Annotated in this window: 21 protein-coding genes; 6 read left to right on the top strand and 15 right to left on the bottom strand. The window is 60.4% G+C overall.

Annotation, left to right across the window (positions count from 1 at the left end; translation table 11 throughout):
* Positions 1–14 precede the first annotated feature (14 nt).
* Both ACP7AP_RS08145 and ACP7AP_RS08150 read left to right on the top strand, forming a co-directional pair.
* Positions 15–950, top strand: coding sequence for an alpha/beta hydrolase (locus tag ACP7AP_RS08145; RefSeq protein WP_426033702.1), 936 nt, complete (start codon positions 15–17; stop codon positions 948–950).
* A complete protein-coding gene (locus ACP7AP_RS08150; protein WP_426033703.1) occupies positions 947–1,693 on the top strand; it encodes a class II aldolase and adducin N-terminal domain-containing protein in 747 nt (248 codons plus the stop codon). Before ACP7AP_RS08145 ends, ACP7AP_RS08150 begins: the two co-directional genes overlap by 4 nt.
* 48 nt (positions 1,694–1,741) lie before the next feature.
* Here the strand turns inward: ACP7AP_RS08150 and ACP7AP_RS08155 are convergent, their stop codons facing one another.
* The 6 genes from ACP7AP_RS08155 to ACP7AP_RS08180 form a co-directional block, all read right to left on the bottom strand.
* Complete coding sequence (locus tag ACP7AP_RS08155; protein WP_426033704.1) at positions 1,742–2,575, bottom strand: alkaline phosphatase family protein; 834 nt, start codon at positions 2,573–2,575, stop codon at positions 1,742–1,744.
* 78 nt (positions 2,576–2,653) lie between these two features.
* Positions 2,654–4,300, bottom strand: a complete 1,647-nt coding sequence (locus ACP7AP_RS08160; RefSeq protein WP_426033705.1) for an ABC transporter ATP-binding protein — start codon at positions 4,298–4,300, stop codon at positions 2,654–2,656.
* Complete coding sequence (locus ACP7AP_RS08165; protein ID WP_426033706.1) at positions 4,293–5,111, bottom strand: ABC transporter permease; 819 nt, start codon at positions 5,109–5,111, stop codon at positions 4,293–4,295. The genes ACP7AP_RS08160 and ACP7AP_RS08165 overlap by 8 nt, the downstream gene beginning before the upstream one ends.
* Positions 5,108–6,064: an ABC transporter permease gene (locus ACP7AP_RS08170; RefSeq protein ID WP_426033707.1), complete on the bottom strand. Its 957-nt coding sequence runs from the start codon at positions 6,062–6,064 to the stop codon at positions 5,108–5,110. The genes ACP7AP_RS08165 and ACP7AP_RS08170 overlap by 4 nt, the downstream gene beginning before the upstream one ends.
* A gap of 7 nt (positions 6,065–6,071) precedes the next feature.
* Positions 6,072–7,661 (bottom strand): ABC transporter substrate-binding protein, encoded by a 1,590-nt coding sequence (locus tag ACP7AP_RS08175; protein ID WP_426033708.1) that lies wholly within the window; start codon positions 7,659–7,661, stop codon positions 6,072–6,074.
* Positions 7,662–7,766: 105 nt separating this feature from the next.
* Positions 7,767–9,800 carry a CocE/NonD family hydrolase gene (locus ACP7AP_RS08180; RefSeq protein ID WP_426033709.1) on the bottom strand — a complete coding sequence of 678 codons (2,034 nt, stop codon included), beginning with the start codon at positions 9,798–9,800 and terminating at the stop codon, positions 7,767–7,769.
* A gap of 180 nt (positions 9,801–9,980) precedes the next feature.
* Between ACP7AP_RS08180 and betC the strand changes: the two genes are divergently transcribed.
* Positions 9,981–11,489, top strand: coding sequence for a choline-sulfatase (betC, locus tag ACP7AP_RS08185; protein ID WP_426033710.1), 1,509 nt, complete (start codon positions 9,981–9,983; stop codon positions 11,487–11,489).
* Positions 11,490–11,961: 472 nt separating this feature from the next.
* On the opposite strand, the gene ACP7AP_RS08190 is transcribed toward betC, so the two are convergent.
* Positions 11,962–13,575: a GMC family oxidoreductase gene (locus ACP7AP_RS08190; RefSeq protein WP_426033711.1), complete on the bottom strand. Its 1,614-nt coding sequence runs from the start codon at positions 13,573–13,575 to the stop codon at positions 11,962–11,964.
* A 216-nt stretch (positions 13,576–13,791) separates the two neighbouring features.
* Here ACP7AP_RS08190 and sugE point away from each other — a divergent pair, with 216 nt between their 5' ends.
* Both sugE and ACP7AP_RS08200 read left to right on the top strand, forming a co-directional pair.
* Complete coding sequence (gene sugE / locus ACP7AP_RS08195; protein ID WP_304923750.1) at positions 13,792–14,112, top strand: quaternary ammonium compound efflux SMR transporter SugE; 321 nt, start codon at positions 13,792–13,794, stop codon at positions 14,110–14,112.
* Between the two features lie 54 nt (positions 14,113–14,166).
* A complete protein-coding gene (locus tag ACP7AP_RS08200; protein WP_426033712.1) occupies positions 14,167–14,535 on the top strand; it encodes a YciI family protein in 369 nt (122 codons plus the stop codon).
* Between the two features lie 31 nt (positions 14,536–14,566).
* Here the strand turns inward: ACP7AP_RS08200 and ACP7AP_RS08205 are convergent, their stop codons facing one another.
* From ACP7AP_RS08205 to ACP7AP_RS08235, 7 genes are all read right to left on the bottom strand, one after another.
* Complete coding sequence (locus tag ACP7AP_RS08205; protein ID WP_426033713.1) at positions 14,567–15,361, bottom strand: carnitinyl-CoA dehydratase; 795 nt, start codon at positions 15,359–15,361, stop codon at positions 14,567–14,569.
* Position 15,362: 1 nt separating this feature from the next.
* On the bottom strand, positions 15,363–17,351 hold the full coding sequence (locus ACP7AP_RS08210; protein ID WP_426033714.1) for an acetate--CoA ligase family protein: 1,989 nt from the start codon (positions 17,349–17,351) through the stop codon (positions 15,363–15,365).
* A gap of 256 nt (positions 17,352–17,607) precedes the next feature.
* Entirely contained in the window at positions 17,608–17,910 is a 303-nt protein-coding gene (locus ACP7AP_RS08215) for a SelT/SelW/SelH family protein (RefSeq protein WP_426033715.1), read from the bottom strand.
* Positions 17,911–17,925: 15 nt separating this feature from the next.
* On the bottom strand, positions 17,926–19,089 hold the full coding sequence (locus ACP7AP_RS08220; protein ID WP_426033716.1) for an acyl-CoA dehydrogenase family protein: 1,164 nt from the start codon (positions 19,087–19,089) through the stop codon (positions 17,926–17,928).
* 9 nt (positions 19,090–19,098) lie between these two features.
* Complete coding sequence (locus ACP7AP_RS08225; RefSeq protein WP_426033717.1) at positions 19,099–19,851, bottom strand: SDR family oxidoreductase; 753 nt, start codon at positions 19,849–19,851, stop codon at positions 19,099–19,101.
* Positions 19,848–21,314 (bottom strand): carnitine 3-dehydrogenase, encoded by a 1,467-nt coding sequence (locus ACP7AP_RS08230; RefSeq protein WP_426033718.1) that lies wholly within the window; start codon positions 21,312–21,314, stop codon positions 19,848–19,850. Before ACP7AP_RS08230 ends, ACP7AP_RS08225 begins: the two co-directional genes overlap by 4 nt.
* A 453-nt stretch (positions 21,315–21,767) precedes the next feature.
* Positions 21,768–22,682, bottom strand: coding sequence for a 3-keto-5-aminohexanoate cleavage protein (locus ACP7AP_RS08235; RefSeq protein ID WP_426033719.1), 915 nt, complete (start codon positions 22,680–22,682; stop codon positions 21,768–21,770).
* A 73-nt stretch (positions 22,683–22,755) separates the two neighbouring features.
* Here ACP7AP_RS08235 and ACP7AP_RS08240 point away from each other — a divergent pair, with 73 nt between their 5' ends.
* Positions 22,756–23,730: a GlxA family transcriptional regulator gene (locus ACP7AP_RS08240; protein WP_426033720.1), complete on the top strand. Its 975-nt coding sequence runs from the start codon at positions 22,756–22,758 to the stop codon at positions 23,728–23,730.
* Between the two features lie 122 nt (positions 23,731–23,852).
* Here ACP7AP_RS08240 and ACP7AP_RS08245 read toward each other — a convergent pair whose 3' ends face one another.
* The gene (locus tag ACP7AP_RS08245; RefSeq protein WP_426033721.1) at positions 23,853–25,865 is read right to left on the bottom strand and encodes a M3 family metallopeptidase; all 2,013 of its coding nucleotides are present in this window, start codon (positions 25,863–25,865) and stop codon (positions 23,853–23,855) included.
* Positions 25,866–26,062 lie beyond the last annotated feature (197 nt).

The raw sequence follows: 26,062 nt of genomic DNA on the forward strand, positions 1-26,062 counted from the left end.
GGATTTCGCTCATCATGCCAGCGCCAGATTACCAAAGCCTTATCGACGCCGCGACTTGGGGCTTTATTCGCGACAGTGACGCGTCCTATCCGCCGGATACCGCCAGCCTGACGATTGCCGACCAACGGCGGATTTATGATGCGATGTGCGCCAAGTTTCATCGCGGCTATCCGCCGGGGGTGGTGGCGGAAGACCGCGTGATCGCAGGCGTGGCGTGCCGGGTTTACGCTGGGTCAAAGCCGTGGGAAACCGCACCGACGGTGGTTTATCTGCATGGCGGCGGATATGTGGTGGGCGGCTTGCACAGCCATGACGACGTCTGCGCCGATATCTGTGCTGTGACAGGCTTGCAGGTGGTAGCGGTGGATTACCGCTTGTCGCCAGAGCATCTGCACCCGGCGGCTTTCGATGATGCCCGTTCGGTTGTGCAGACTTTGCCGGGGTCGTTGGTGCTGGTGGGGGATTCCGCAGGGGGTAATCTCGCGTCGGCGGTCAGTCATGCCCTGCGGGACGAGGCGCAGATTCGGGGGCAGGTGCTGATCTATCCGGGCTTGGGCGGCGACCGCAGCAAGGGCAGCTATCAAACCCACGCCTTCGCGCCGATGCTGACATTGGCGGATGTGGAATTCTACGCGGGCATCCGGCATAGCGGCACAGAAGTGCAGGGTGATCCAACGGTAGCGCCCTTGCAGGATACCGATTTTGCAGGTCTGCCGCCGACGGTGGCGATTGCGGCAGAATGTGATCCGCTCGCCGATGATGCGCATGATTATGCCGCCGCGATCCGGGCTGCGGGCGGGCGGGCGGTGTCGTTCACAGCATCCGGCATGGTGCATGGCTATCTGCGCGCGCGGGTAACCGTGCCTCGGGCAGCCGCATTCTTCACTGAAATTTGCAACGCCATCAGCGCCTTGGCGCAAGGCACCTGGCCCTATGGAGAGATCACATGAACGCACATGCCAATATCACTCACTGGGCCGAGCGCGTCGATATGGCCGCGGCCTTCCGCTGGAGCGTCAAGCTGAACCTGCATGAAGCGGTGTCGAACCATTTCAGCCTTGCGGTAAATCCCGAAGGCAGCAAGTTTCTGATGAACCCGAACATGCGGCATTTTGGCCGGATTACCGCGTCGAGTCTGCTGGAGATCGACGCCAATGACCCCAGCACGATGACCCGCCCGGACGCACCCGATCCCACCGCTTGGGGCCTGCATGGCAGCATCCACCGCGCTTTGCCGCATGCGCGCTGCGTGATGCATGTCCATTCGATCCATGCCACCGTGCTGGCCAGCTTGGCGGATAGTTATCTGCCCCCCATCGACCAGAATTCGGCAATGTTCTTCGGGCGGCAAGTGGTGGACGCTGATTACGGCGGCATGGCGTTTGAGGAAGAAGCCGCCCGCTGCGTGCAGCTTTTGGCCGACCCAAAGATCACCACGATGATCATGGGCAACCACGGCGTGCTGATCATCGGCCAATCTGTCGCCGATGCCTTCAACCGCCTGACCTATTTTGAACGCGCGGCTGAGACGTATATCCGTGCGCTGCAAACCGGGCGTCCATTGCGGATCCTGTCTGATGCGGTGGCCGAGAAAACCGCAGGCGAATGGGACAGCTACCCCGGTTACGCCGAGGCGCATCTGCGCGAGGTCAAGGCTCTGCTGGACGAAGACGGTGCTACCTACGCCAGCTAAGGGCGGAATTCGCGCGAATTCCGTCTACGATTTTCGCGCGAAAATCGGCTACGCTTGGAAAAACGGTTTCGCTTTCATACTCGGCGGAACCTCAACCCCCATCCGCGTCAGGATCGACGGGGCAAGCGCCAACTGGTCCAGCACCACATCGGGGCCGGGCATTTCCGCGTCGCCAAAGTAGTAGAACGCGAATTCCTGTTGCAACGCGCCCGCGCCGCCGTGGTGGCCGCGTTCGTCTTGGCCGTGGTCGGCGGTGACGATCACCTCATAGCCCGCCGTGCGCCACTGATGCAGGAATGTGGCAAGCATTTCGTCCATCCGGTAGCAGGCGTCGTCCATTTCCTCGCAATCGTGAAAGAAACGGTGGCCGAGGCTGTCGAGTGTGCAGGTGTGCAAAATGCCATAGTCAATGCCTTTGACCAGACACAGCCGGGTCAGGGTGGCGAACAGATCGACATCCGAGGGCGTCATCTGGTTGTAGCCGCTATCCCCGGTCATGGTGTGGAAACGACCGTGGCTGATCGGGCCTTCCGGCTCGTCATATTCAATGTCGCGCACCAGATCGAACGGATAGCGGTTGAAGAATTCCGACCAAAAGCTATGCGTCACCGCCCCGGTTTTGCCACCCGCCTTGGAGATTTCCGAGAACACGTCCGGCAGATCCAACCGACGTCGCAAACCGTTGCCCCAGATGCCATGCACCTGCGGCGGCGTGCCAGTGTGGATTGAGGCATAGCAGGAGCCAGAGGTCGAGGGCAGCACCGAACGCATCCGCCACACCCGCGCCTCACCCGCCGCAACCCAGCCTTCAAGATTGCCAAACAACCGGCGCCAGTTGCGGTAGGGCACGCCGTCGAGGATGATCAGCAGCAGTTTACGCATTTATAACTCCGGCCCGGCGGAGATGTGGAAGCCTCCGGCGGGGATATTTAGGCCAAGATGAAATCGTTAGGACAGAGTCTAGTTGCCGCCGCTTTCCATCTTGCGCGAGGCGAGCACTTCTTCCAGCCAGCCCAGTTTCATCTCGGGCACCGAGGACAGCAAGAGGTCGGTGTAATCGTCGAAAGGCGGTGTCAGCACATCGGTTTTGCTGCCGTAGCGCACAACTTGGCCGCGATACATCACCGCGATTTTGTCGGCGATGGCTTTCACGGTGGCAAGATCATGGGTGATGAACAGATAAGCCACGCCTTCGCGGGCTTGCAGGTTCAAAAGCAGCTTCAGGATGCCGTCGGCGACCAGCGGATCAAGCGCCGAAGTTACCTCATCGCAGATGATCAGCTTGGGCTTGGCTGCCAAAGCGCGGGCGATGCAGACGCGTTGCTTTTGACCGCCGGAAAGCTCTGCCGGGTAGCGATCCATAAAGCCCGCGCCCATTTCGATTTCTTCCAGCAGTTCCTGGATGCGCTTGCGTTTGGCTTCGCCCTTCAGGCCGAAGTAAAACTCCAGCGGTCGCCCGATGATGGTGCCGACGGTCTGGCGCGGGTTCATCGCGGTATCGGCCATCTGGTAGATCATCTGCAACTCGCGCAGATCATCTTTGCTGCGGGAGGCGAGATCGGGCGACAGGGTGCGGTCTGCGAAGCTGATGCGGCCTTGTGCTGCGGGCAACAGCCCCGTGATCACCCGCGCGAGGGTGGATTTGCCAGAGCCGCTTTCACCAACCACCGCCAATGTTTGCCCTGCCGACAGATCAACAGTCACATTCTTCAGCACATCAAAATTGGTGCCCTTGTAGCGCGCGGTGATATTGGCGACCGACAGCACTGGCGCGCTATCGGCTTTTTCAACGTGGTCAATCGAGCGCACCGACACCAGCGCCTGCGTATAGGCTTGCTGCGGTGCGTTGATGATCTGATCGGTGCTGAAGTATTCCACCTTTTTGCCGCCGCGCAGAACAAGGATATCGTCGGCGACCTGTGCGACTACGGCAAGATCGTGGGTGATATACAGGGCCGCCACCCCGGTATCGCGGATCGCGGCTTTGATCGCCACCAGCACGTCGATTTGCGTGGTGACATCCAGCGCGGTGGTCGGCTCATCAAACACCACCAGATCGGGCTTCGGACACAAAGCCATCGCTGTCATCGCACGTTGCAACTGCCCGCCGGAGACTTGGTGCGGATAGCGGGTGCCAAAGGTTTCCGGGTTTGGCAGGCCCAACTTGCGGAACAGATCGACGGCGCGTGCTTCGGCCTCGGCGCGGGTCATCAGCTTGTGGTGCAGGCTGGTTTCAATCACCTGCTCCATCAGCCGCTTGGCCGGGTTAAACGCAGCGGCAGCCGATTGCGCCACATAGGTGACTTCGCGCCCGCGCAAAGACCGCAGATCACTGGGGCTCGCACTGCGAATATCGCGACCGTTCAGCAGGATTTGCCCACCTGCCAGCCGAGCACCACCGCGCGCGAAGGCCATCGCAGACAGCCCGATGGTGGATTTGCCCGCGCCGGATTCGCCGATCAGGCCCAGCACTTTGCCCTGCTCGACCGACACCGACACATCATCGACCAACACCACTTTGCGTGGCGCTTCGCCCGGCGGATACGAGGTCGCCTCGATCCGCAGGTTCTTGATTTCCAACAGATTTGGTTTCACTTGATCAAGCACCGCGACCTCCTTTCAAACTTGTGGTGCGCGACAGCACCCAATCCGCCACCAAGTTTACCGAGATTGCCAGCGCCGCAATCGCAATCGCCGGGGCCAAAGCGGCGGGGATGCCGTAAACCAGACCCGCCGAGTTTTCCTTCACCAAACCGCCCCAATCCGCCAGCGGCGGCTGCACGCCCAGACCAAGGAACGACAGGGTCGAGATGAACAGCACCGCGAAGATAAACCGCAGGCCGAGTTCGGCCACCAACGGCGACAAGGCATTTGGCAGGATTTCCGAGAAGATAATCCAGCCCTGTTTTTCACCGCGAAGCCGTGCCGCTTCAACATAATCCATCACCGTGATATCGACCGCCACGGCGCGGCTTAAGCGGAAAACCCGCGTCGCATCCAGGAACCCCATCACCAGGATCAGGTTGATCGTCGTCACCTCCACCGCCGTCAGGATCACCAGTGACAAGATCAGCGTTGGGATCGCCATGATCAGATCAATGAACCGCGATAAAGCCTGATCGACCCAACCGCCCGCCGTCGCCGCCAGAAAGCCCAGCACCGATCCAGTGACAAATGACAGGATCGTCGAACAGGTGGCGACGAAAATTGTGACCTGCGCGCCATAGATCATCCGGGTCAGCAGATCGCGACCAATCGAATCGGTGCCCAGCCAATGTGCTGCAGAAATCGGGTCCCAGACGCCGCCGACCAATTCATCCATTTTATAGGGCGCAATCAGTTGCGCGAAAATGGCGACGAAGAAAAAGCCCCCGGTCAGGATCAGACCCAACAGGGCGGAAAGCGGAATACGCCTCATTTCGGGTGCCTCAATCTTGGGTTGGCAAGGATAGACACCACATCGGCGAGGATGTTCAGCCCGATATACACAGCGGCAAAGATCATCCCGCAGGCCTGCACCACCGGCAGATCGCGTTTGGTGACGTGATCGACCAGATATTGCCCCATGCCGGGATAGACGAACACCACCTCAACCACGACGACGCCGACCACCAGATAGGCAAGGTTCAGCATCACCACATTGACCACAGGCGCAATCGCGTTCGGAAACGCGTGCCGCCAGATCACCGTCAGCGGCGACAGGCCCTTCAATTCGGCGGTTTCGATATAGGCCGATTGCATCACGTTCAGGATGGCGGCGCGGGTCATCCGCATCATATGCGCCAAGACCACCATCACCAGCACGATGACCGGCAGGATGATCGCTTGCAGCCGCTCAAACACCCCCATGCCGGGAAACACCATCGACATCGCCGGGAACAGTTGCAGCTTTACGGCGAGGAAATACAGCACCAGATAGCCCGCCACAAACTCCGGCAGGCTGATGGTGGCCAAAGTCACGCCCGAAATCAGCCGATCCGGCCAGCGCCCATTATAGCGCGCCGCCAGCAACCCCAACAGGATCGCCAAAGGCACCGAGATCAGCGCCGCCCAGAACGCCAAAAACAGCGTGTTGCCCAAGCGCGAACCGACCGATTTGGCGATATCTTCACCATTGGTCAGCGCCACCCCCATATCCCCGGTCATAAACCCATACAGCCAATGGCCGTAGCGCCACAGCAGCGGCTCATTCAGGCCCATCTTCTCACGCAGGTTGGCAAGTGCCTCTGGCGTCGCCGATTGGCCAAGCATGGCTTGCGCGGTATCGCCCGGCAAAGCCTCAACGCCAAAGAAGATCAGCGCCGAAACCGCCAGCATCAACAGCAGACCCAGCGCCAAACGCTGGGTCACGAGTTTTACAACCGGATGCATACCGGGATCAGGCGTTCAGCCAGCACTTGGCAAGTGCGCGGCCATTCATCAACTCTCCATTAGGGTCCTGCTGCCAGCCGCCAACTTCTTCACGCTTGGCCTCGACGAAATCGTTGAACATCGGGCAGATCAAGCCGCCATTGTCGCGCACATCGTTCGCCAGCTCCGAATACATCGCCTTGCGCTTGGTCTGGTCCAATTCCGCCCGCGCCGCAATCAAAGTAGCATCGAACTTCGGATCTTTGAACTTGGTGTCGTTCCAGTCGGCGGTGGACAGATATGCCGTGGAATACATCTGATCCTGCACTGGCCGGCCGCCCCAATAGCTGGCGCAGAACGGAGCCACATTCCAGACGTTGCTCCAATAGCCATCATCGGGTTCGCGCTTGATTTCAAGCGGGATACCGGCGGCATTGGCCGATTGCTGGAACAGTTGTGCCGCTTCAATCGCACCGGGGAAAGCGCCCGCCGCGACTTGTAGAATGATCGGCGAGCCATCATGGCCGGACTTTTTATAAGCCTCAGTCGCCGCCGCTGCATCATATTCACGCTGCGGAATGGTGTCGTCAAACAACGGATACGCCGCATTGATCGGGAAGTCGTTGCCGCGCGAACCCAAGCCGCCAAGGATCTTGTCGACCATTTCCTGACGGTTGATCGACAGCTTCATCGCCAGCCGCAAATCGTTGTTGTCAAACGGTGCTTTGTCGCAATGCATGATAAACACGTAGTGCCCACGGCCCGCCACAGCCTCAATCGAGATGCCCGGCGCACCCTTCAGCAGGCCAACGATCTTCGGGTCAACCCGGTTGATCATATGCACCTGCCCCGCCTGCAAAGCCGAGGTCCGCGCGGTGTTGTCGTTGATCACGATGATCTCGACATTGTCGGCATGGCCCATCGTGCTGTCGAAGTAGTTGGCGTGTTTCTCAAACGTGTGGCGCACGCCCGGCTCGTTGGCGACGATCTTGTAAGGGCCCGCACCAATACCAGCGGTCGGGTTTTCGACGCCACCACCGGGTTGGATGATCAGGTGATAATCGGCCATCAGGAACGGCAAGTCGGCATTGCCCGAGGCAAGCTTCAGCGTGACCATGTCACCCTCGGCCTTCATGTCGATGATATCCTTGACGATGCCCAAAGCGCCCGACTGCGATTTCTCATCGGTGTGGCGCTTCAAAGTGGCGACCACGTCATCGGCGGTTACGGTTTTGCCGTCGTGATATTCAACGCCTTTGCGGATCTTGAACTTCCACTCGGTCGCATCTGACGAAGAAGAGACTTCCTCGGCAATCCGGTAATCGATCTCGCCCTTGGCGTTCACATCGACCAGCATTTCGCCCCAGATCATGTTCACCGCGAACGGCACTTCCGATGCGGCCAGCGCCGGGTCCAGCGAGTTGGTGCTCTCGCCGCCCTGCATCCCTGCGCGCAGCAGGCCGCCCTTTTTCGGCTCTTCGGCGCGGGCCGCTGACGCGAGCAGGGTCGAGGCCAAAGCGGCAGAAACGCCCAAAGCCCCCGCGCGGCCAACAAACTCGCGGCGGCTCATCAGGCCCTTGGCGGCGCGCGATAGCAGATAGTTCAGTTCATTCGACATTTTAGTCTCCCTGAAAGGCCCCGGTTTTGTGGGCCGTTTTTTGTTGATTTCCCAATCAGTAACCCGTGCATTTCCGTTATGGCAACGATTCTTGCCCGATCAGTCTCAAACAAATCGACGAGGCACCTTGTCGTCATAGTGGCGTTCAAACACCTTTGTGTCGCCTTCCCAAGCGGTCAGGCTGGCTTTCAGATGCAGATGGCTGGCGGTGGCGTTCATCTCAGCCCAAGCGTATGTTTTCACAGACCAATCACCGCGAGATTGCCGCTGCTCCCAAGTATGCACAGCCCGCGCCGATAAGGGATCATCGGGGTGAATTTCCCACAACTCTGTCATAGACTCACCGGTGCAAAGCCCGTGCGAAAGGTTCTCCACATCGCCAAAATCATCGCTGATCACCAAGGCAGTGGTGCCTGAAATCAAGTCGGTTTCGATTTTGCGCGTGGTCTTGCCCGCCCGCAACACCCTGTGCGCCCAAGGCTTTGCCGCCTCAGGGCTTGGCGGCTCCCACTCATTTTCGCTGCCCTGATGCACCGGCAGATCAAGGCTGCCCGCCGTCACGGTCAAAGTCGCAGGCCGCGGCGAAGGCCACAGGAACGGCCAATAAGTCGTAGACAGTGCCAGCCGCAGATGGTGCCCAGCCGCCAACCGATACGCCATCTGGTCGATGTCAAACGCCACCTCAACCGCCTGCCCCAAAGGCATAGGTGCCGGGTCTTCCATGCTGTTGCGGTGGCAAAGATTGAGCATGCCATGCGCGATCCGCACAGACGATCCATCGGGCGCGACATCGCACAACCGCGCCACCACGAAGCCCAAGGGTTGATCGCTGGAAAGCGTCAGGCGCAACCGCGCCGCCCCCAACAAATCCAACGGCTCACCCAACACCGGTCCATCAAAACACACCGAAAGCGCATCATCGCTCGCCTGATCCCCCGGCATTTCCGCATTCAGCCCCATCGGGAAAAACTCACCAGTGTGCATGCCAAGATGCTGCGGCGTGTTCACCGAAACACTAAATGCCCCGGTTTCATCTGTTCCTAAATATCCTCGGGAGGGGTTTGGGGAGGGCGAACCGCCCTCCCCAGCGCCAGCCCCAAGCGCCAAAACCTGCCGTGATACCCGCGCCGAAGGCCAAGCCGCCTCCGCCACCCAATGCCCCGCCCGGTGCTTCGCCGACGCATCCGGGACCTCGGAATGGATCATATAGGCCCGGTAGGCCGGATCATGCTCCGCCCCATTCTCAATGCCCTTCAACCAGCGATCCCACCAGCGCAGTGCCACCTGCAAAAACCCAATCGCCGGGCCGGGAACCGCCGTGTGTGGATATTGATGCACCCAAGGCCCGACAATACCCTGCACAGGCGCAGGCACATTTTCGACCAGATGCGCCACGGTGTTCATATAATTATCCGCCCAACCGCCCCAAGACAGCACAGGCACCGTCATCCGGCTGTAATCCTCCGACACCGAGCCGTGCTTCCAATAGTCGTTCTTCTCCTGCATCTCCGCCCAGCGCGGAGCCAACCACGGCTCTGCGTCCAACCGCTTCAACCACATCTCACGCCAATCCGGGCGCAACACCGGGTCCGGGGGCCTGCTGGAATACGACAGCATCACCGCCCCCCAGCCAAAATTCTCGCCCAGCAAACAGCCGCCCTTATAGTGAATATCATCGGCAAACCGATCGGTGGTCGAGCACACTGACATCACCGCCTTCAGTGCCGGGGGCTGCAAATACGCCGTCTGCAAGCAGTTAAACCCGCCCCAGCTTTTGCCCATCATCCCCACCGCGCCCGAGCACCATTGCTGCCCAGCCAGCCATTCAATCACCTCGCAAGCGTCCGCCAATTCCTGAATGGTATATTCATCACTCATCAGCCCGTCGCTGTCGCCATTGCCGCGCATATCCACCCGCACGCAGGCATAGCCATGCCCGGCCACATAAGCGTGCATCATCTCATCACGCGGCAAAGTCCCGTCGCGCTTGCGGTAGGGGATGTATTCCAACACCGCAGGCACTGGGCCAGACGCCTCAGGTCGCCACACCCGCGCCGACAAACGGCAGCCGTCGGAAAGCACGATCCCGATGTCGGGATCATCGGTAATCGCAAAGGGAAACTCGGTTACAATCTTCATTACGGTTCCCTTTTGACTTCGCGCGTATCAGGCGATGCGAAGCCCCTGAAATCCGTTCCTCAAGCGGCGCTTTGGAAGCCGTTTGCGACGCAGCGTCACATTCGAGCAAAATGCCCCCTTGCAACGCAAACCCAAGCGCGCCACCACTTTCGCGCACAGCAAAACTGCAAAGGAACCACCATGACAACCCGCCCGAATATCCTGATTGTCATGGTGGATCAGCTGACGGGCACCCTGTTTGACGATGGCCCCGCCGCCTTCCTGCACGCCCCCAATCTGCGCCGCCTCGCCGATCATTCGGTGCGCTTTGCCAATGCCTATACCGCCTCGCCGCTCTGCGCGCCCGCACGTGCCGCCTTCATGTCAGGTGCCCTACCCCGTCGCACCCGCGTCTACGACAACGCCGCCGAGTTCGCCTCTGACATTCCCACCTATGCGCATCATTTGCGCCGCGCGGGCTATTACACCTGCCTCTCCGGCAAGATGCACTTCGTCGGCCCCGACCAGATGCACGGCTTTGAGGACCGCCTGACCACCGACATTTACCCCGCCGATTTCGGCTGGACCCCAGACTACCGCAAACCCGGCGAACGCATCGACTGGTGGTATCACAACTTAGGCTCCGTCACCGGCGCAGGCGTGGCCGAAATCACCAACCAACTCGAATACGACGATGACGTCTGCCATCAAACGGTGCAGAAAATCTACGACCTCTCGCGCGGGCTTGAACCCCGCCCGTGGTGCCTGACCGCCAGTTTCACCCATCCACACGACCCGTTCGTCGCCCGCAAGAAATACTGGGATCTCTACAACGACGCACCGGAACTAGAACCGCCAACACCGCTGGCCTATGAAGACATGGACCCGCACTCCAAACGTCTGATGGACGCCTGCGATTGGCGCGGGCTGGAAGTCACCCCCGCCCACATCCGCCGCGCCCGCCAAGGCTATTTCGCCAATATCTCCTACGTCGATGCCAAAATCGGCGAGATATTTGAAGCACTTGAGGCCACACGCCAAGAAGCCGTCGTGATCTTCGTCTCCGACCACGGCGAAATGCTGGGCCGCCGCGGCCTCTGGTTCAAAATGAACTTTTTTGAGGGCGCATCCCGCGTCCCCCTGATTATCTCCGCCCCCGGCCTGAAGCCGCAACGCATCGACACCGCCGTCTCGACCATCGACCTCACCCCCACCCTCTGCGATCTGGCCGGGATTTCGATGCAAGAAGTCATGCCCTGGACCGACGGCGAAAGCCTGCTGCCCCTCGCTAAAGGCACCCCGCGCACCAGCCCGGTGGCGATGGAATACGCCGCCGAAGGCAGCATCACCCCAATGGTCGCGCTGCGCTTGGGCGCGTGGAAATATATCCACTGCCCCGCCGATCCCGATCAACTCTACGATCTGGCGTCAGACCCGGATGAAAACACCAACCTCGCCGCCGACCCCCGCGCCGCCGAAGTCCTCGCGCATTTTCAAACCCTCACCCAAGACCGCTGGGACATCCCCGCCTATGACGCCGAAGTCCGCCAGAGCCAAGCCCGCCGCTGGGTGGTCTACGAGGCCCTGCGCAACGGGGCCTATTACCCCTGGGATCACCAACCCCTGCGCGCCGCCTCCGAGCGGTATATGCGCAACCACATGGATCTGAACGTGCTGGAAGACACCAAACGCTTCCCGCGCGGGGAGTAACCAAGGCGAATTTCAAGGCAAGACGAAATTCGGGACGCGCGGCGCTGTTGGGCTTTATTCTGCAACAACAGCGCAGTCTTTACTCTCGAAGCCTCCGGCGGGAGTATTTCAAAAAGAGCAACTGCTCAAAGTCGGTTGCACCTTATCCGTCTCAAACAGCCATGCAGATTTCAAAAGGATTGCGGTTTCAGAATAATCTCAAAACCAGCACTATCGCACAAAACCACAACATGTTGTGTAGAACAGCCCTCAAAAGCTGTCAAAACACAAGTCTCTCCCCGCTGGGAAAGAATTTCAGCAATTAAATCCGCAGCACAACAGCTGCCAGGCAAGCTGCATTTGGGAATTTGCTCTTTCCCAAATACTCCCGCCGGAGGCATCCAACCTATCCCCCATACCACGCCCATCGTCACGCCCCGGCAGCGCCACCGAGTGGTGGCTCGATGCCACCCGAGGCGGCACACCGTTCAGGTCAACGCGCGTCCGTCAGCACCCGCTGCGCCCCGATCCAGCCCATCAACATCGCAGGCGCGTTGGTGTTACCCGCGATCAGGTTCGGAAACGCGCTGGCGTCAATCACCCGCAAGCCCTGCACCCCATGCACGCGCAACCCTGCATCCACCACCGATGTGCTTGCATCCCGCCCCATCCGCGCCGTGCAACTCGGGTGATACACCGTGCCAGAGCGTTGGCGGAAATCGGCGATCAGATCGGCGTCGCTTTGCACCGCTGGCCCCGGTCGCAACTCCTCGGCAATCAGGCTCGCCAAAGCCGGTTGTGCCGCGATATGGCGCAGGTATTTCACCGCTGCCAGCATCTCGGCCACATCATGCTCGGTTGAAAACGCGTTGGCGGTGATCACCGGATGCGCCAGCGGGTCGGCAGAGTTGATATGGATATGCCCGCGTGAGGTTGGGCGGCAGTTGGAAAGCCCGATCGACATGCCAGGAAAGGGGTCGGGTGTCAGCAAGGGCCGCTCTCCGGCCTTCGGCAGCAGGGTGGAAAACGCCTGCAAATAAAGCTGCATATTCGGTCGGTCCAGATCGGCGCTGGTTTTGAAAAACCCACCCGCATGGTTGATCGACTTCGCCAGCGGCCCAGCCCCGGTCAGGAAATACTGCGCCCCGGCGAACAATTTCCCCCACCACGGCCGCAGCAGATCATTATAGGTCGCAACCTTCATCCGCCAGGTATAGTTGACACCCTGATGGTCGCTTAAGTGATCGCCAACGTTCGGATTATCGACCAGCACCGGAATATTCAGCCCCGACAGCAGCGCCCCCGGCCCCACCCCCGACAGTTGCAACAGTTGTGGCGAGTTGATCGCCCCCCCTGCCAAAATCACTTCCGCATTGCAGCGCAGATCGACCCGCTCACCCCTGCGCAGATATTCCACCCCCACCGCCCGCTTACCTTCAAACAACACCCGCGTCACCTGCGCGCCGGTGATCACCTGCACATTGGTCCGCTTCATCGCCGGCCGCAAAAACGCCCGCGCCGCCGAGTTCCTGCGCGCATTCTTAATGGTCATCTGATAGGTGCCAGCACCCTCCTGCTCAGCCCCATTGAAATCGCGGTTATAGCCCAGCCCTGCCTGACCGCAGGCCTTGATGTAATCCTCGACCAGCCAATGCAGCCCTTTGCGGTTCTCGGAAATAAACAACGGGCCGCCCTTGCCGCGATATTCATCCGCCCCTGCCTCGGTATCCTCCATCGCCTTGTAGGCAGCCAGACACTCATCCCAGCCCCAACCCGAATTCTCCGCCCCCCATTCGGCATAATCCGCGCGATGGCCGCGAATATAGACCATCGCGTTGATCGACGACGACCCCCCCAGCAATTTACCCCGAGGCCAATGATCACGTTGCCCGTTTAACCCCGGGTCGGGCTCGGTCTGATACATCCAGTTCACTGACGGATCGTAGAACAACTTGCCGTAGCCCAACGGCAGATGCACAAAAAACCGAAGGTCCGTGCCCCCCGCTTCCAGCACCACGACCTTATGCTTGCCCGATTGCGACAAACGCTCGGCAAGCACCGACCCCGCCGAACCAGAGCCCACAATGATGTAATCCGCGTCTTGCATATCCGGCTCCTCAGCGTCCCGGGCAGCGACCGGGCTTCGCGTTTGTAACGGGGCAATGACGCAGCCCCTTGCCAAGGCGCGACAAAATGTGTCGGTATTGCCAACTGCCGCAGCTCTTGCATCGCACCCCCCGCCCCGGCATAGTTGACCAATGTGCAGGACGGCCTGCGGCATTTGCACCGCTTCGGGACGGCCCGGTTTGCTGATGAGGGCCAAATGGCTTGGATTTATCTGACGATCGCCGGACTGCTCGAAGTGGTCTGGGCCTATTACATGAAGAAATCCGAAGGTTTCACACTGCTGACCCCCAGCCTGATCACGCTGGTCGCGATGGCCGCCAGCTTTGGCCTGCTCGCTTTGGCGATGCGCAGCCTGCCTTTGGGCACCGCTTACACGATCTGGACCGGCATCGGGGCGGTTGGCGCCTTCATCCTCGGCATCGTGTTTTTGGGTGAAGCCGCAACGCCAATGCGCCTGATCGCAGCAGCCCTGATCGTCAGCGGCTTGGTGCTGATGAAACTCGCCAGCCCACATTAACGGCGGCTTTTCACGGCAGCGGCGCTATGCTGCGGGCATCAACGGAGGTGTCCAATGCGCGTCATGGTGATCGTCAAATCCACCGCAGACAGTGAGCTGGGCCTGATGCCTTCACCCGCGGCATGGGCGGCGATGGAGGCCTTTAACGACTCACTCGAAGCCGCAGGCATCACCCGCGCGATGGGTGGGCTGAAACCGTCCAGCTTGGGCAAAAGAATCCGCTTTGACGGCAGCGGGCGCATGATCACCGACGGCCCCTTCGCCGCCACCAATGAGGTGATCGCGGGCTTCTGGATTTGGGAGGTGAAGGATATTGCCGAGGCGGTGGATTGGGTCACACGCTGCCCCAACCCGATGCCCGGCCCGTCGGAGATCGAAATCCGGCCGTTTTACGAGGACGCTGATGTCCTGATCCCCAGTTGATCGCACCGCTGCGGCGCGTTCTGGTCGAGGGCTACTTGCCCTTCCACACTGGATCGCGCTTTTCGGCAAAAGCCTTCGCGCCCTCCAGCTGATCTTCGGAGGAATACAACTTGTCCACCGTCGGCAGCAGCCGCTTGGACACCCGGTTCAGTGCGTCTTGGAAGCGCATATTTTCGGCCTCGCGCACCACTTCCTTGATCGCGGCATAGACCAACGGCGGACCGGATTCCAGCAGCCGCGCCAAAGCCCAAGCCTTTGGCAGCAAATTCTCGGATGTGGTGATTTCCTTCACGATCCCCCAGCGCAACGCCTCCTCGGCGTCAAACCAACGCCCGGTCAAAAGCAGGTCCATCGCGACGTGATAGGGGATACGTTTGGGCAGTTTGATGCTCGCGGCATCGGCCACCGTGCCAGAGCGGATTTCCGGCAAGGCAAAGGTCGCATTGGCCGAGCACAGGATCAGATCGGCGCTCAAAGCCAGTTCCAACCCGCCGCCGCAGCAAATCCCGTTCACCGCCGCGATAACCGGCTTGTTCAGGTTCGGCAATTCCTGCAAGCCGCCAAAGCCGCCCACGCCGTAATCGCCATCCACCGCATCGCCATCCGCCGCAGCCTTCAAATCCCAACCGGGGCAGAAGAATTTCTCACCCTGCGCCCGCAGGATACAGATGCGCAAACTGTCATCATCGCGGAAATCCCGAAACACCTGCCCCATCACCTGGCTGGTTTTCAGGCTGATCGCATTGGCTTTCGGAGCGTCCAGCGTAACCTCCAGAATAGCCCCCTCACGCCGGGTTTTGATCGGACCTTCGGTTCGCATTTCCATCTCAAGCCATCCTTATCAAAGCGTCCACCGCAACGGCCCCAACGGACCGCACGAGGATCGGGTTAATTTCAATTTCCTCAAGGCTGGCATCCGCCACCATCAGATCGCCCAACCGCACGGCATCCTCGGCCACCGCCTGCATGTCTGCCTTTACGCGTCCACGATACCCATCGAGCAATCGCCACAACCGCAGCCCCTGCATCGCCGCCAGCACTTGCGGCGCAGTCACAGGCAAGATCAGCATCACAGTATCGGCCAGCACTTCCGCCGTCACCCCGCCCATCCCCAGCGTCAAACTGACGCCATAAATCGGATCGCGCCGCAGCCCCAGCAGGATTTCCCCCACCGCGCCCGTCACCATTTCTTCCACCAGATAGCCAGTCGCCCCCGGCATCTCTTCCTGACCTTCCAGCGTAGAAAGCCCCAACCGCACCGCCCCCGCTTCGGTCTTATGGGCAAACCCCAAGCCTTTCAGGGCGTAGGGCGGGGTTAACCCCGCCGCCCCTGCGATAACCTCAGCAAACGTCCCCGATACCGCACGCGGCACCGCCACCCCCGCGCGGGCCAGCAGCACCTTGCCCTCGGCCTCTGACAGCATCCGGCTATCGCGCGAAGCCATCGCCACAACGGGCCGCCACCCCGAAACCCCCGGAGCCACCTGCGCCGCCTTTACCGCAGCCAAAGCGGTCTCAAGCCCCATCAAAGTCACAACCCCCTGATCCATCAGCGCAATCGCCTGCGCCTCGTCGAAATTTTCAGCCATCGAGGCCACAGGCAAAGCAATCTTGCCACTGGTGTTCTGCGCCAACACAATCGCATCCATAGCAGGCTGATACCCCGACGGATCGCAGCGATCATTGCGCGGCGGGTCGATGATATACAGCCCCGCGTCGTAAGCCTCCAGCATCGCGGTGAACACTTCGGTGGTTTTCGGTCCATCGCCCCAAATAAAGGTATGATAGTCCAACGGATTTGATATGGTGGGGATTTCACCCAGCACCTTGAACAACCGATCATGCGTCTCAGTAGGCACTGGCGGAAAATCAATCCCATAAGGGGCCGCCAAATCCGCCACCAACCCGGCCTCACCGCCCGAGCAAGACAGGCTGCAGATCCGTGTGCCAATCTGTGGCCCATGCACATGGAAAATCTTCAAAGTCTCGATCAGTTCGGAAGGCGTATTCACCTCGGCCACCCCGATCTGGCGCAGAAACGCCGAAGACGCCGCCCCGCCCCCCGCCAAAGATGCGGTATGCGAGGCCGCCGCCGTCCGGCTGAGCTCGGTCTTGCCCGATTTGATACAGACCACCCCCTTGCCCATCGCCCGCGCGCGCTCGGCCAAAGCCGCAAAAGCCACCGCGTCGTCGATGCCCTCAATATACATGCCCAAGGCGGTGACGCGCGGATCATCCAGCAAAGCTCCCGCCAGATCGGCCAGCCCCACCACCGCCGCATTGCCCAGGCAGGCAACATAAGCCACCGGCAACGCCCGCTTCTGCATGCCGAGATTGATCACGATGTTCGAGGATTGACTGACCAAAGCCACGCCTTTCGCCACCGGAATCCCGCCATGCTGATCCGGCCACAGCAGCGCCCCGTCGAGGTAATTGATCACCCCATAACAGTTCGGCCCCAAGATCGGCATATTCCCCGCCGCCGCAATCAACCTCTCCTGCAACTCCGGCTCCCCGGCCTCTGTCCAGCCAGAGGCAAAACAAATCGCCCCGCCCGCGCCCATCGCCGCAAGTTCCGCCACCACCTCAATCGTCGCGAACCGGTTCACCCCGATAAACGTCGCATCCGGCGCTGCGGGCAGATCGGCCAAAGACGCATAGACGCGCAACCCGCCAATCTTGGCCTTGCTCGGATGCACGGGCCAAATGTCGCCGGCAAACCCCATCTTGCGGCATTGCTCGATCACATTCAGCGCCCAACCCGCGCCCAGCACGGCAATGGATTTGGGGCGGAGCAAGCGGTCGAGGTTTTTCATACCCAACCTCCGCGCCCTGCATAAACCGCCGGGGCGCTGCCCCGGACCCCGGGATACTTAAGAACAGATGAAAGGGAAAATAGGCGCCGCCCTGCCACAACGGGCAGAGCGGTTTCACCTGTTACCGTCATCGGCGTCCCCGCCTGTTCGGTAAGTTTGGTCTGACGCAAAGGCATTAACATCGCGTTACTTTCATCTGTTCCTAAATATCCTCGGGGGTCCGGGGGCAGACAGCCCCGGGCGCTTGCAGCAGGCGCTAGCCTTGGTCTTTCCCTCCACGGTCGATATGGCCCAGATCCCGCTCTGGCCACACCCGATCCCGTACCATCTGCTTAAGCACCTTAACATCCGGAAAACCGCCCATTTCCTTGCGATCCCAGATCACCTCACCATCCAAAGTGATCTGAAACATCCCGCCCGTCGCCGGGATCAGCGTGACCGAGGCGATGTCCTGCCCGAAGGTCGACAGCAATTCCTGCGCCATCCAAGCCGTGCGCAGCAGCCAGTTGCATTGCGTGCAATAGGCAAGGGTGATCACCGGACGCTTGATATCGTTCATGAATATGGCCTTTCGCTAGGCGCCAAACGGCCGCAGCAACTCGCGGCTGATGATATGGCGCTGGATTTCCGAGGTGCCTTCCCAGATCCGCTCCACCCGTGCGTCCCGCCAGATCCGTTCCAGTGGCAGCTCGTCCATCAGCCCCATGCCGCCGTGAATCTGGATCGCCTCATCCGCGATCATCGCCAAAACTTCGGTGGCCTTCAGCTTGGCCATCGACATATCGGCTTCCGTCACTGTCCCCTGATCGTATTTCCAAGCCGCTTCCCGCGTCAGCAATTCCGCCGCTTTCAACTCCAGTGCCATATCGGCCAGTTTGAACGAAATCCCCTGAAACTTGCCAATCTGCTGACCGAACTGCTTGCGCTCCGCCGCATAGGAAATAGCGTGGCCCAAGGCGCGCTCGGCCCTCCCTAGACAGGTCGAGGCCACTTGCAGCCGGGTCGCCCCCAACCATTTGCCCGCCACTTCAAAGCCCTTATGCACTTCGCCGAGGATCTGACTGGCTGGCAGACGACAATCATCAAACTCCAAAATCATGTTGTTATAGCCACGGTGCGAGACGTTGCGATAGCCCTCGCGCACGGTGAACCCCGGCGTGCCTTTATCGACCAAAAACGCCGTGATCAGCTTTTTCGGCCCGCGCGGTGTGTCTTCCTCCCCGGTCGCCACCCAGACAATCGCAAAATCGGCGACATCGGCATGGCTGATGAAATGCTTGGTGCCATTTAGGACATAATCGCCACCATCCGCCTTGGCGAAAGCCTTCATCGAACGCAGATCCGAGCCTGACCCCGGCTCCGTCATCGCTTGGCAGTCGTGCTTCTCGGCCCGGATACAGGGAAACAAATACTTCTCACGCTGCTCGGTCGTGCAGGCGAGCAAAATGTTGGAAGGCCGCGCCACACAGTTCCAATGCAACGCATAGTTCGCCTTGCCCAGCTCCTTTTCGTAAAGCAACCACGTCAACGTATCTAGGCCCGCACCACCCACATCCTCCGGCATATTCGCCGCGTAAAGTCCCGCTGCCACCGCTTTTTGCGAGATTTCCTTGCGCAGGTCTTCCCGCAAAACCCCGGTGCGCTCCACCTCCGCCTCATGCGGGAACAACTCGTTCTCCACGAAGGCGCGGGTGGTGTCGATGATCATCTGTTGTTCTTCAGACAGGCCGAAATTCATTTCATTTCCTTACGGATCAACGTTATAGGTCATGCCATCGACTGCCAGCGCCTGGCCCGAAACCATGCGCGCGCCTTCAGAGGCGAGGTATAGCGCCATTGCGGCGACGTCTTCGGGGTCGGTCAACCGCTTCAGCGCCGTGCCCGACGCATAGCCTTGCCGCACCGCATCGGGCGTCATGCCCTTGGCTTGCGCCTCGGCCTCAATCACCAGATCAATGCGCGGCCCATTCACCGAACCGGGGCAGATCGCATTGGCGCGGATGCCATGCGGTCCCAGCTCCATCGCCACGGTTTTCATCAGCCCGATCACCCCCCATTTCGCCGCCACATAGGGTGCGCGGAACGGGTTGCCATAAAGCCCGGCGGTCGAGGACATGAAGATCATCACGCCCTTGCCCGCCGGTTTCATTAGCCTTGCGGCATGTTTTGCCGCCAACATCGCGCCATCGAGATTGACGGCCAGACACTGATGCCAAGCCGCCAAATCCATATCCTCAATCGCCGCCGTCGGCCCCTTGATCCCGGCATTGGCGCAGAGTACATCCAGCCCGCCCCATTCCGCCGCGATCTGGGCAAACAGCGCGGTCATCGCGGGTTCATCGCTCGCATCGCAGACCGAACCTCGCATCCCAGCGGGCAAGGTCGCGAGCATGCCCGCATCCACATCCGTCACCCAAACGCGATAGCCCGCCCCGGCAAAGGCTTTCGCCATCACCAGACCAATGCCATTCGCGCCTGCGGTGATCAGAACGGTTTTCACTTCTTCTGCCCCACAGCCCGACCCGCGCCTTCCGGCAGCGGCAACCCGGCTTGCGCATCCGCAATAGCCTTCAACTTCGGCCAAACCTCTGCCGAGGCCGGGGCCGATTTGCCCGAAGCCATGTTCACATGCAGGCACAACTGCTCAATCGTGGCGACGCAATCGTCACCCTTCATGATCCGCACGAAACTACGGAAACGTTTTTCATCCGCCGAAATGATCTGCAGCGTCCCGGTCAACCGATCCCCCAGTTTCGCCTCACCCAGATGCCGGATATGGGTTTCAGCCGAGTAGAACGAATTCCCCGCAGCCACATAGTCCATCCCGGCACCGATCAGTCGCAGGAAGGCATCGACGGTTTCCGAATTGGCAAAATAATAGCGGCTTTCGGTCATATGGCCATTGTAGTCGATCCAGCCCGGCAGCACCTGCATCTGCGCCATCACCAAGGGAGCATTCTTCGGGGCCGCGTCGATTTCAGCATGGAACGCCACCGCGCGCGCCGCGTCATGTTCGCGCAGAACCTTGCCCGCACCCCAGTTGCGGTCTTTCAAGGCACGCAGGAAGCCGATCAGGTTGCTGTCGCGAATACGCTCCAACTCACGGATCGAATGCGCGCCCGATTGCGCATCCGACTGGCCCGCGATCAGATCGACCAACGCGTCATTGAACTCCGGCACGTCGGTCAGCTTGGTCCAAGGCGCGGTCAGATACGGCCCGAACTGCGCCATGAAATGCTTCATGCCCGCCTCGCCGCCCGCGACGCGGTAAGTCTCAAAGAGCCCCATCTGGCCCCAGCGCAACCCGAATCCCATGCGGATCGACTCGTCGATTTCTTCCGTCGTCGCTACGCCATCCTTCACCAGCCACAACGCCTCGCGCCACACCGCTTCCAGAAAACGGTCGGCGATATGGGCGTCGATTTCCTTGCGGATATGCAGCGGGAACATGCCGATCTCTTTCAGGATCAGCTTGGCATTCTCGATCACCGCCGGGTCAGATTTCGGCGACGGCACCACTTCGGCGAGGGGGAGAAGGTAGACCGGGTTGAACGGATGGGCGACGAAAATCACCCCCGGATTGGCGGCATTTTCCTGCAACTCAGACGGTTTGAACCCGCTGGTCGATGAGCCAATCGGAGTCCCCAATTCCGCCGATTGTTGGATCTGTGCAAACACCCGATGCTTCAAATCCAGCCGCTCTGACACCGATTCCTGAATGTAATGCGCGCCTTCGACGGCTTCGGTAATGGTCTGCGCGAAGCTAAGCTTACCCTCGGCTGGCATCGGAATATCACTAAGTGCAGGCAGCGACGCCCGCGCATTCGCCATCACTTCGCTGATCTTGCGCTCTGCCTGCGGATCGGGATCGAACACCGACACATTCCAGCCGTTGAGCAAAAACCGAGCCGCCCACCCGCCGCCAATAACCCCACCACCAATGATCGCTGCTTTTTTCGTCATTTCGTTTCCTCATCCGCCGCACGATTGCTTGGCCCATACGGTGCCTTCGCGACCAAAATTTTATTCGCCATAGTCGAAACCTGACCTATTGATCACCTTCCCACCGACAGGACATCTGGTGAATGCCACCATTAGGAAACGGCATTGCTTCCTTATTCCATTGAGTTCCTGATCGCCTGATCACATAAGTGCCGCTACTACGAACCGGACTTCCTCCCGCCGAGCTGCACTCTTGCGAGAATTTAGCCTCAGCGAGCCGTGCATTTGATGCGTCAGGTTTCACAGCAGGATCGAACATTTCCAAGACGCCCGGCTCTTTCCGGAAATCAAACGCACCGCCAAACGCCACCCAATCGTTGTAGAATTGCGTCGAGCCCGGGCGAGGCGTTCCAACATTGCTGCCCAAGTTTGGAACGCAAGCAGACAGCAGAAGAACCAGAGCAAGCGCCCGCATCATTTCGCCAACGGCGCGCGCTTCTCCAGCTTCAGCTTCGTCCGCACCTCAGCTGGGGTAATAACCCGCGCGCCCAAATTGCTGATGATCGTCACCGCCCGCTCCACCAGTTGCGCGTTGGTGGCCAGCACGCCCTTATCCAGCCACAGGTTATCCTCTAGCCCGACCCGCACGTTGCCGCCCGCCAGCACCGAGGCCGCGACATAGGGCATCTGGTTGCGGCCAATCGCAAAGGCGCTCCAATGCCAATCGGCAGGCACATTGTTGACCATGGCAAGGAAGGTGTTCAGATCATCCGGCGCGCCCCATGGCACGCCCATGCACAGCTGCACCAAAGTCGGCGCCGGGATCACGCCTTCGCGCGCGAGTTCCTTCGCCAGCCACAGATGCCCGGTGTCAAACGCCTCAATCTCAATCCGCACGCCCGCCGCCGTCATCCGCTTGGCCATATCCCGCAACATACCGGGGGTGTTGACCATCACATAATCGGCCTCGTTGAAGTTCATCGTGCCACAATCGAGCGTGCAAATCTCGGGCCGACATTCGACCACATGCGCCACCCGCGCCGTAGCCCCGACCATATCGGAATGGCCCGCCATCTGGCCCATCTTCTCGGTGCCGTCAAACAGCAAATCGCCGCCCATCCCCGCCGTCAGGTTCAGCACCACATCGGTGCCAGAATCCCTGATCCGCTCCGTCACTTCGCGGTACAAAGCCAGATCGCGGCTGGGTTTGCCGGTTTCCGGGTCACGCACATGGCAATGCACCACCGCCGCCCCAGCCTTGGCCGCATCAATCGCCGATTTCGCGATTTGCTCAGGCGAGCGCGGCACATGCGGGCTGCGGTCCTGCGTGCCGCCAGATCCGGTGACGGCACAGGTGATGAAAACTTCGCGGTTCATGGCCAAGGGCATGGGAATCCTCCAATTCGGTTGCCCACACCATAACCAGCTTGCAACGCCACGCTTGACGATTTACGCAATATTCATGGCAAAACCCGCAAAAATCAACACATCCATCTTCGCGCCCAGCACCGAGCCGCTCACCCTCGCCCTATTGGTCCTACCGCAATCCTCGATCCTCGAAGTCGCCTCCACCCTAGACCCGCTGCGCTCCGCCAACCGCCACCTCGGCCAAGACGCCTACCGCTGGCGGGTTGTCTCCCCCGATGGCCGCCCCGTCCCGCTGACCTGCGGCATTGAACTTCCCTCCAACGGCCCGCTGTCCGCCGCCGAAGGCGCCGACGCCCTCATCGTCATCGCCGGATTCCAGCAATCCCACTCCGCCACCCAACCTCTGATCCGCGATCTCTCCCGCAGCGCCCCCCGTTTCAAAGCCATCGGCGGCATCGACGCAGGCGCATGGGTTCTCGCCCGCGCAGGCTTGCTGAACGGCTACAAGACAACGGTGCATTGGGAAGACCTTGAGGATTTCGCCGCCACCCATCCGCAGATCGACACCGCCCCCGACCGCTTTGTGATCGACCGCAACCGTTTCACCGCAGGTGGAGCCGCCCCGGCCTGCGATCTGATGCTGCACCTGATCCGCCTCCGCCACGGCCCCGCTTTGGCTTTGCAAGTGGCGGCCTCTTTCATCACCACCGCCCGCGACGGGTCAGAGCCGCAAATGACCAGCACAAAGCCCGACCCCCGGTTAGATCCCCGCGTATCTGCCGCCATCGCGCGCATGGAAGCCACCCTAGACACCCCAGAAACCACAGCGCAAACCGCCGCCGCCATCGGTCTCTCCCCCCGCCGCTTAGAGCAAATTTTCCAACAAAGCTTGGGCTTGCCCCCCGCCACCTACGCCCTGACCCTGCGCCTCGCCGCCGCCCGCCGCATGATCACCGACACCCGCCACCCCTTGGCCGAAGTCGCCCTACGCTGCGGCTTTTCCTCGGCCTCAGCCCTTTCACGCAGCTTTCGCGCGAACCTTGGCCAAGCCCCGAGCCAACTGCGATAGCCTACGCCGCCACAAAGCGGATGCGCACAGCGCGGGAGTATTTAAGCCAATATGAAAGCCTATCCATTCACATTGGCTTAAATATCCTCAGGGTGAAGCCCAGGCCGAGGGACAGACAGCTCCTAGACCATCTCGACCAAACCACGCCCCTTCAGCAAAGGCTCCACCCCCGGCATACGCCCGCGGAATTTGGTATACAAAACATCCGGCTCCTCTGACCCGCCAGCCGAAAGAATAAACTTCTCCAGCCGCGCAGCCACGCCTGGATCAAACGCATCCCCCGCCTCTTCAAAGGCCGCAAAGGCATCGGCGTCCATCACCTCGGACCACATATAGGAATAATAGCCCGAGCTATAACCGTCGCCCGAAAACACATGCGCGAAATGCGGCGTCGCATGCCGCATCCTTATCGGGCCGGGCATCCCCAAAGCCTCCAACACCTCCGCCTGCTTTTGCATCGGATCGGCGGGCGCTGCCCCCTCGTGAAACGCCAGATCGACCAGGGCCGACGAGATAAACTCTACCGTCGAGAACCCCTGATCATAGGTCCCCGCATCCAACAGCCGCTTGATCAGACCCGCTGGCATCGCCTCGCCCGTCTGCCAGTGCCGCGCGTGCTTTTCCAACACCTCCGGCACTTCCATCCAATGCTCATACAACTGGCTCGGCAATTCGACAAAATCGCGCGCGACCGAGGTGCCAGAGATAAAGCCATAGGTCACATTCGACAGCATCTGATGCAAAGCATGGCCAAATTCGTGGAACAATGTCCGCGCATCGTCATAAGACAACAGCGCCGGATCACCCTTGGCAAAGTTGCAGACATTCACCACAACAGGACGCTGATCTCCACCCAATTTGCGCTGGCTGCGCATCGCCGAACACCAAGCCCCCGAGCGTTTCGATCCGCGCGCAAAGTAATCACCGATGAACACCGCGAAATGCTCGGCCCCGCGCGTCACCTCCCAAGCCCTTGCATCGGCATGATAAAGCGGAATGTCCAAAGCGCGGAACTCCAACCCAAACAGCCGATTGGCACAATCAAAGCAAGCGGCCAAGATCGCCTCCAACCCCAGATAAGGCTTCAACACCGCCTCATCCAGATCATGCTCGGCCACCCGACGCTTTTCTGAATAATACCGCCAATCCCAAGGCTCCAGCGGCCCCGCGATGCCATCCGCATGCAGCCGCGCCTCCAAAATCGCGGCATCCTCCAACGCCTTGGCCTTCGCAGGTTGCCAAACCCGCATCAGCAAATCCCGCACCGCTGCCGGGGTTTTCGCCATCTCCGGCTCCAGCTTATAATCGGCAAAGCTGGCATAGCCCAGCAAAGCCGCCCGCTCCGCGCGCAACGCCAAAATCTCCGCCGCAACCGCGCGGTTATCCGTCGCCCCGCCATTCGCCCCGCGCAAGCCCCACGCCTCATAAGCCTTCTGCCTCAGCCCGCGCCGAGGCGAAAACTGCAAAAACGGCACGATCAAAGACCGCGACAGCGTCACCACCGGCCCCGAAGCCCCCTTCTCCACCCCCGCCGCCCGAGCCGAGGCCACCACGAAATCTGGCAAGCCCTCCAGGTCAGCTTCGGAGAGCTCCATGAACCAGCCACGCTCATCGGCCAGCAGGTTCTGGCTGAATTGCGTGCCCAGAACCGCCAACCGGGATTTCACCGCTGTCAACCGCTCGGCCTGCTCGCCTTCCAGCAAAGCCCCCGAGCGCACAAACATCTGCCGATACAAAGTCAAAACCCGCAGTTGTTCCGGTGTCAGACCCAACCCCTCGCGCCGCTGAAACAAATCCTCCACCCGGCCAAACAGCGCCGTGTTGTTGGTCACTTCAGAGGCAAAACCCGACATCTTCGGTGCCAATTCCATCTGCAACGCCTCGCGCCCGTCCGTAGAATCCGCCCCGGCAAGGTTGTAAAACACCCCGCCCACCCGGTCCAACGCGTCCTCGGCCAACTCCATCGCCTCGATGGTATTGGCAAACGTCACCTCAGCCGCTTCGGTAATCGCTGCAATATTCGCCCGCGCCTCAACCAAAGCCGCCTCAAACGCCGGCGCAAAATCCGCGTCCGAAATCTCCGCAAACGGCGGCAGTCCAAATTCCCCGCCCCAAGCGCCCAGCAAAACATTCATCGCAAATCTCCTTTAGCCGCAAAGCTAGGCACCCCACCGGATAAGGTCCACCCTAACAGTTGCTCTTTTTGAAATACTCCCCGCGGAGCGTCCGCTAGCTGGGTCAATCACAACACCGAAATCCAAAGCCAACGCCGCCACAAGGCACCGACCGCGCGTAAGCGCTCAAAAAACTTGCGCGGCACGCGCGCATTTAG

The sequence above is a fragment of the Cypionkella sp. TWP1-2-1b2 genome (genome assembly GCF_049896245.1).
Taxonomy (GTDB): Bacteria; Pseudomonadota; Alphaproteobacteria; order Rhodobacterales; family Rhodobacteraceae; genus Cypionkella.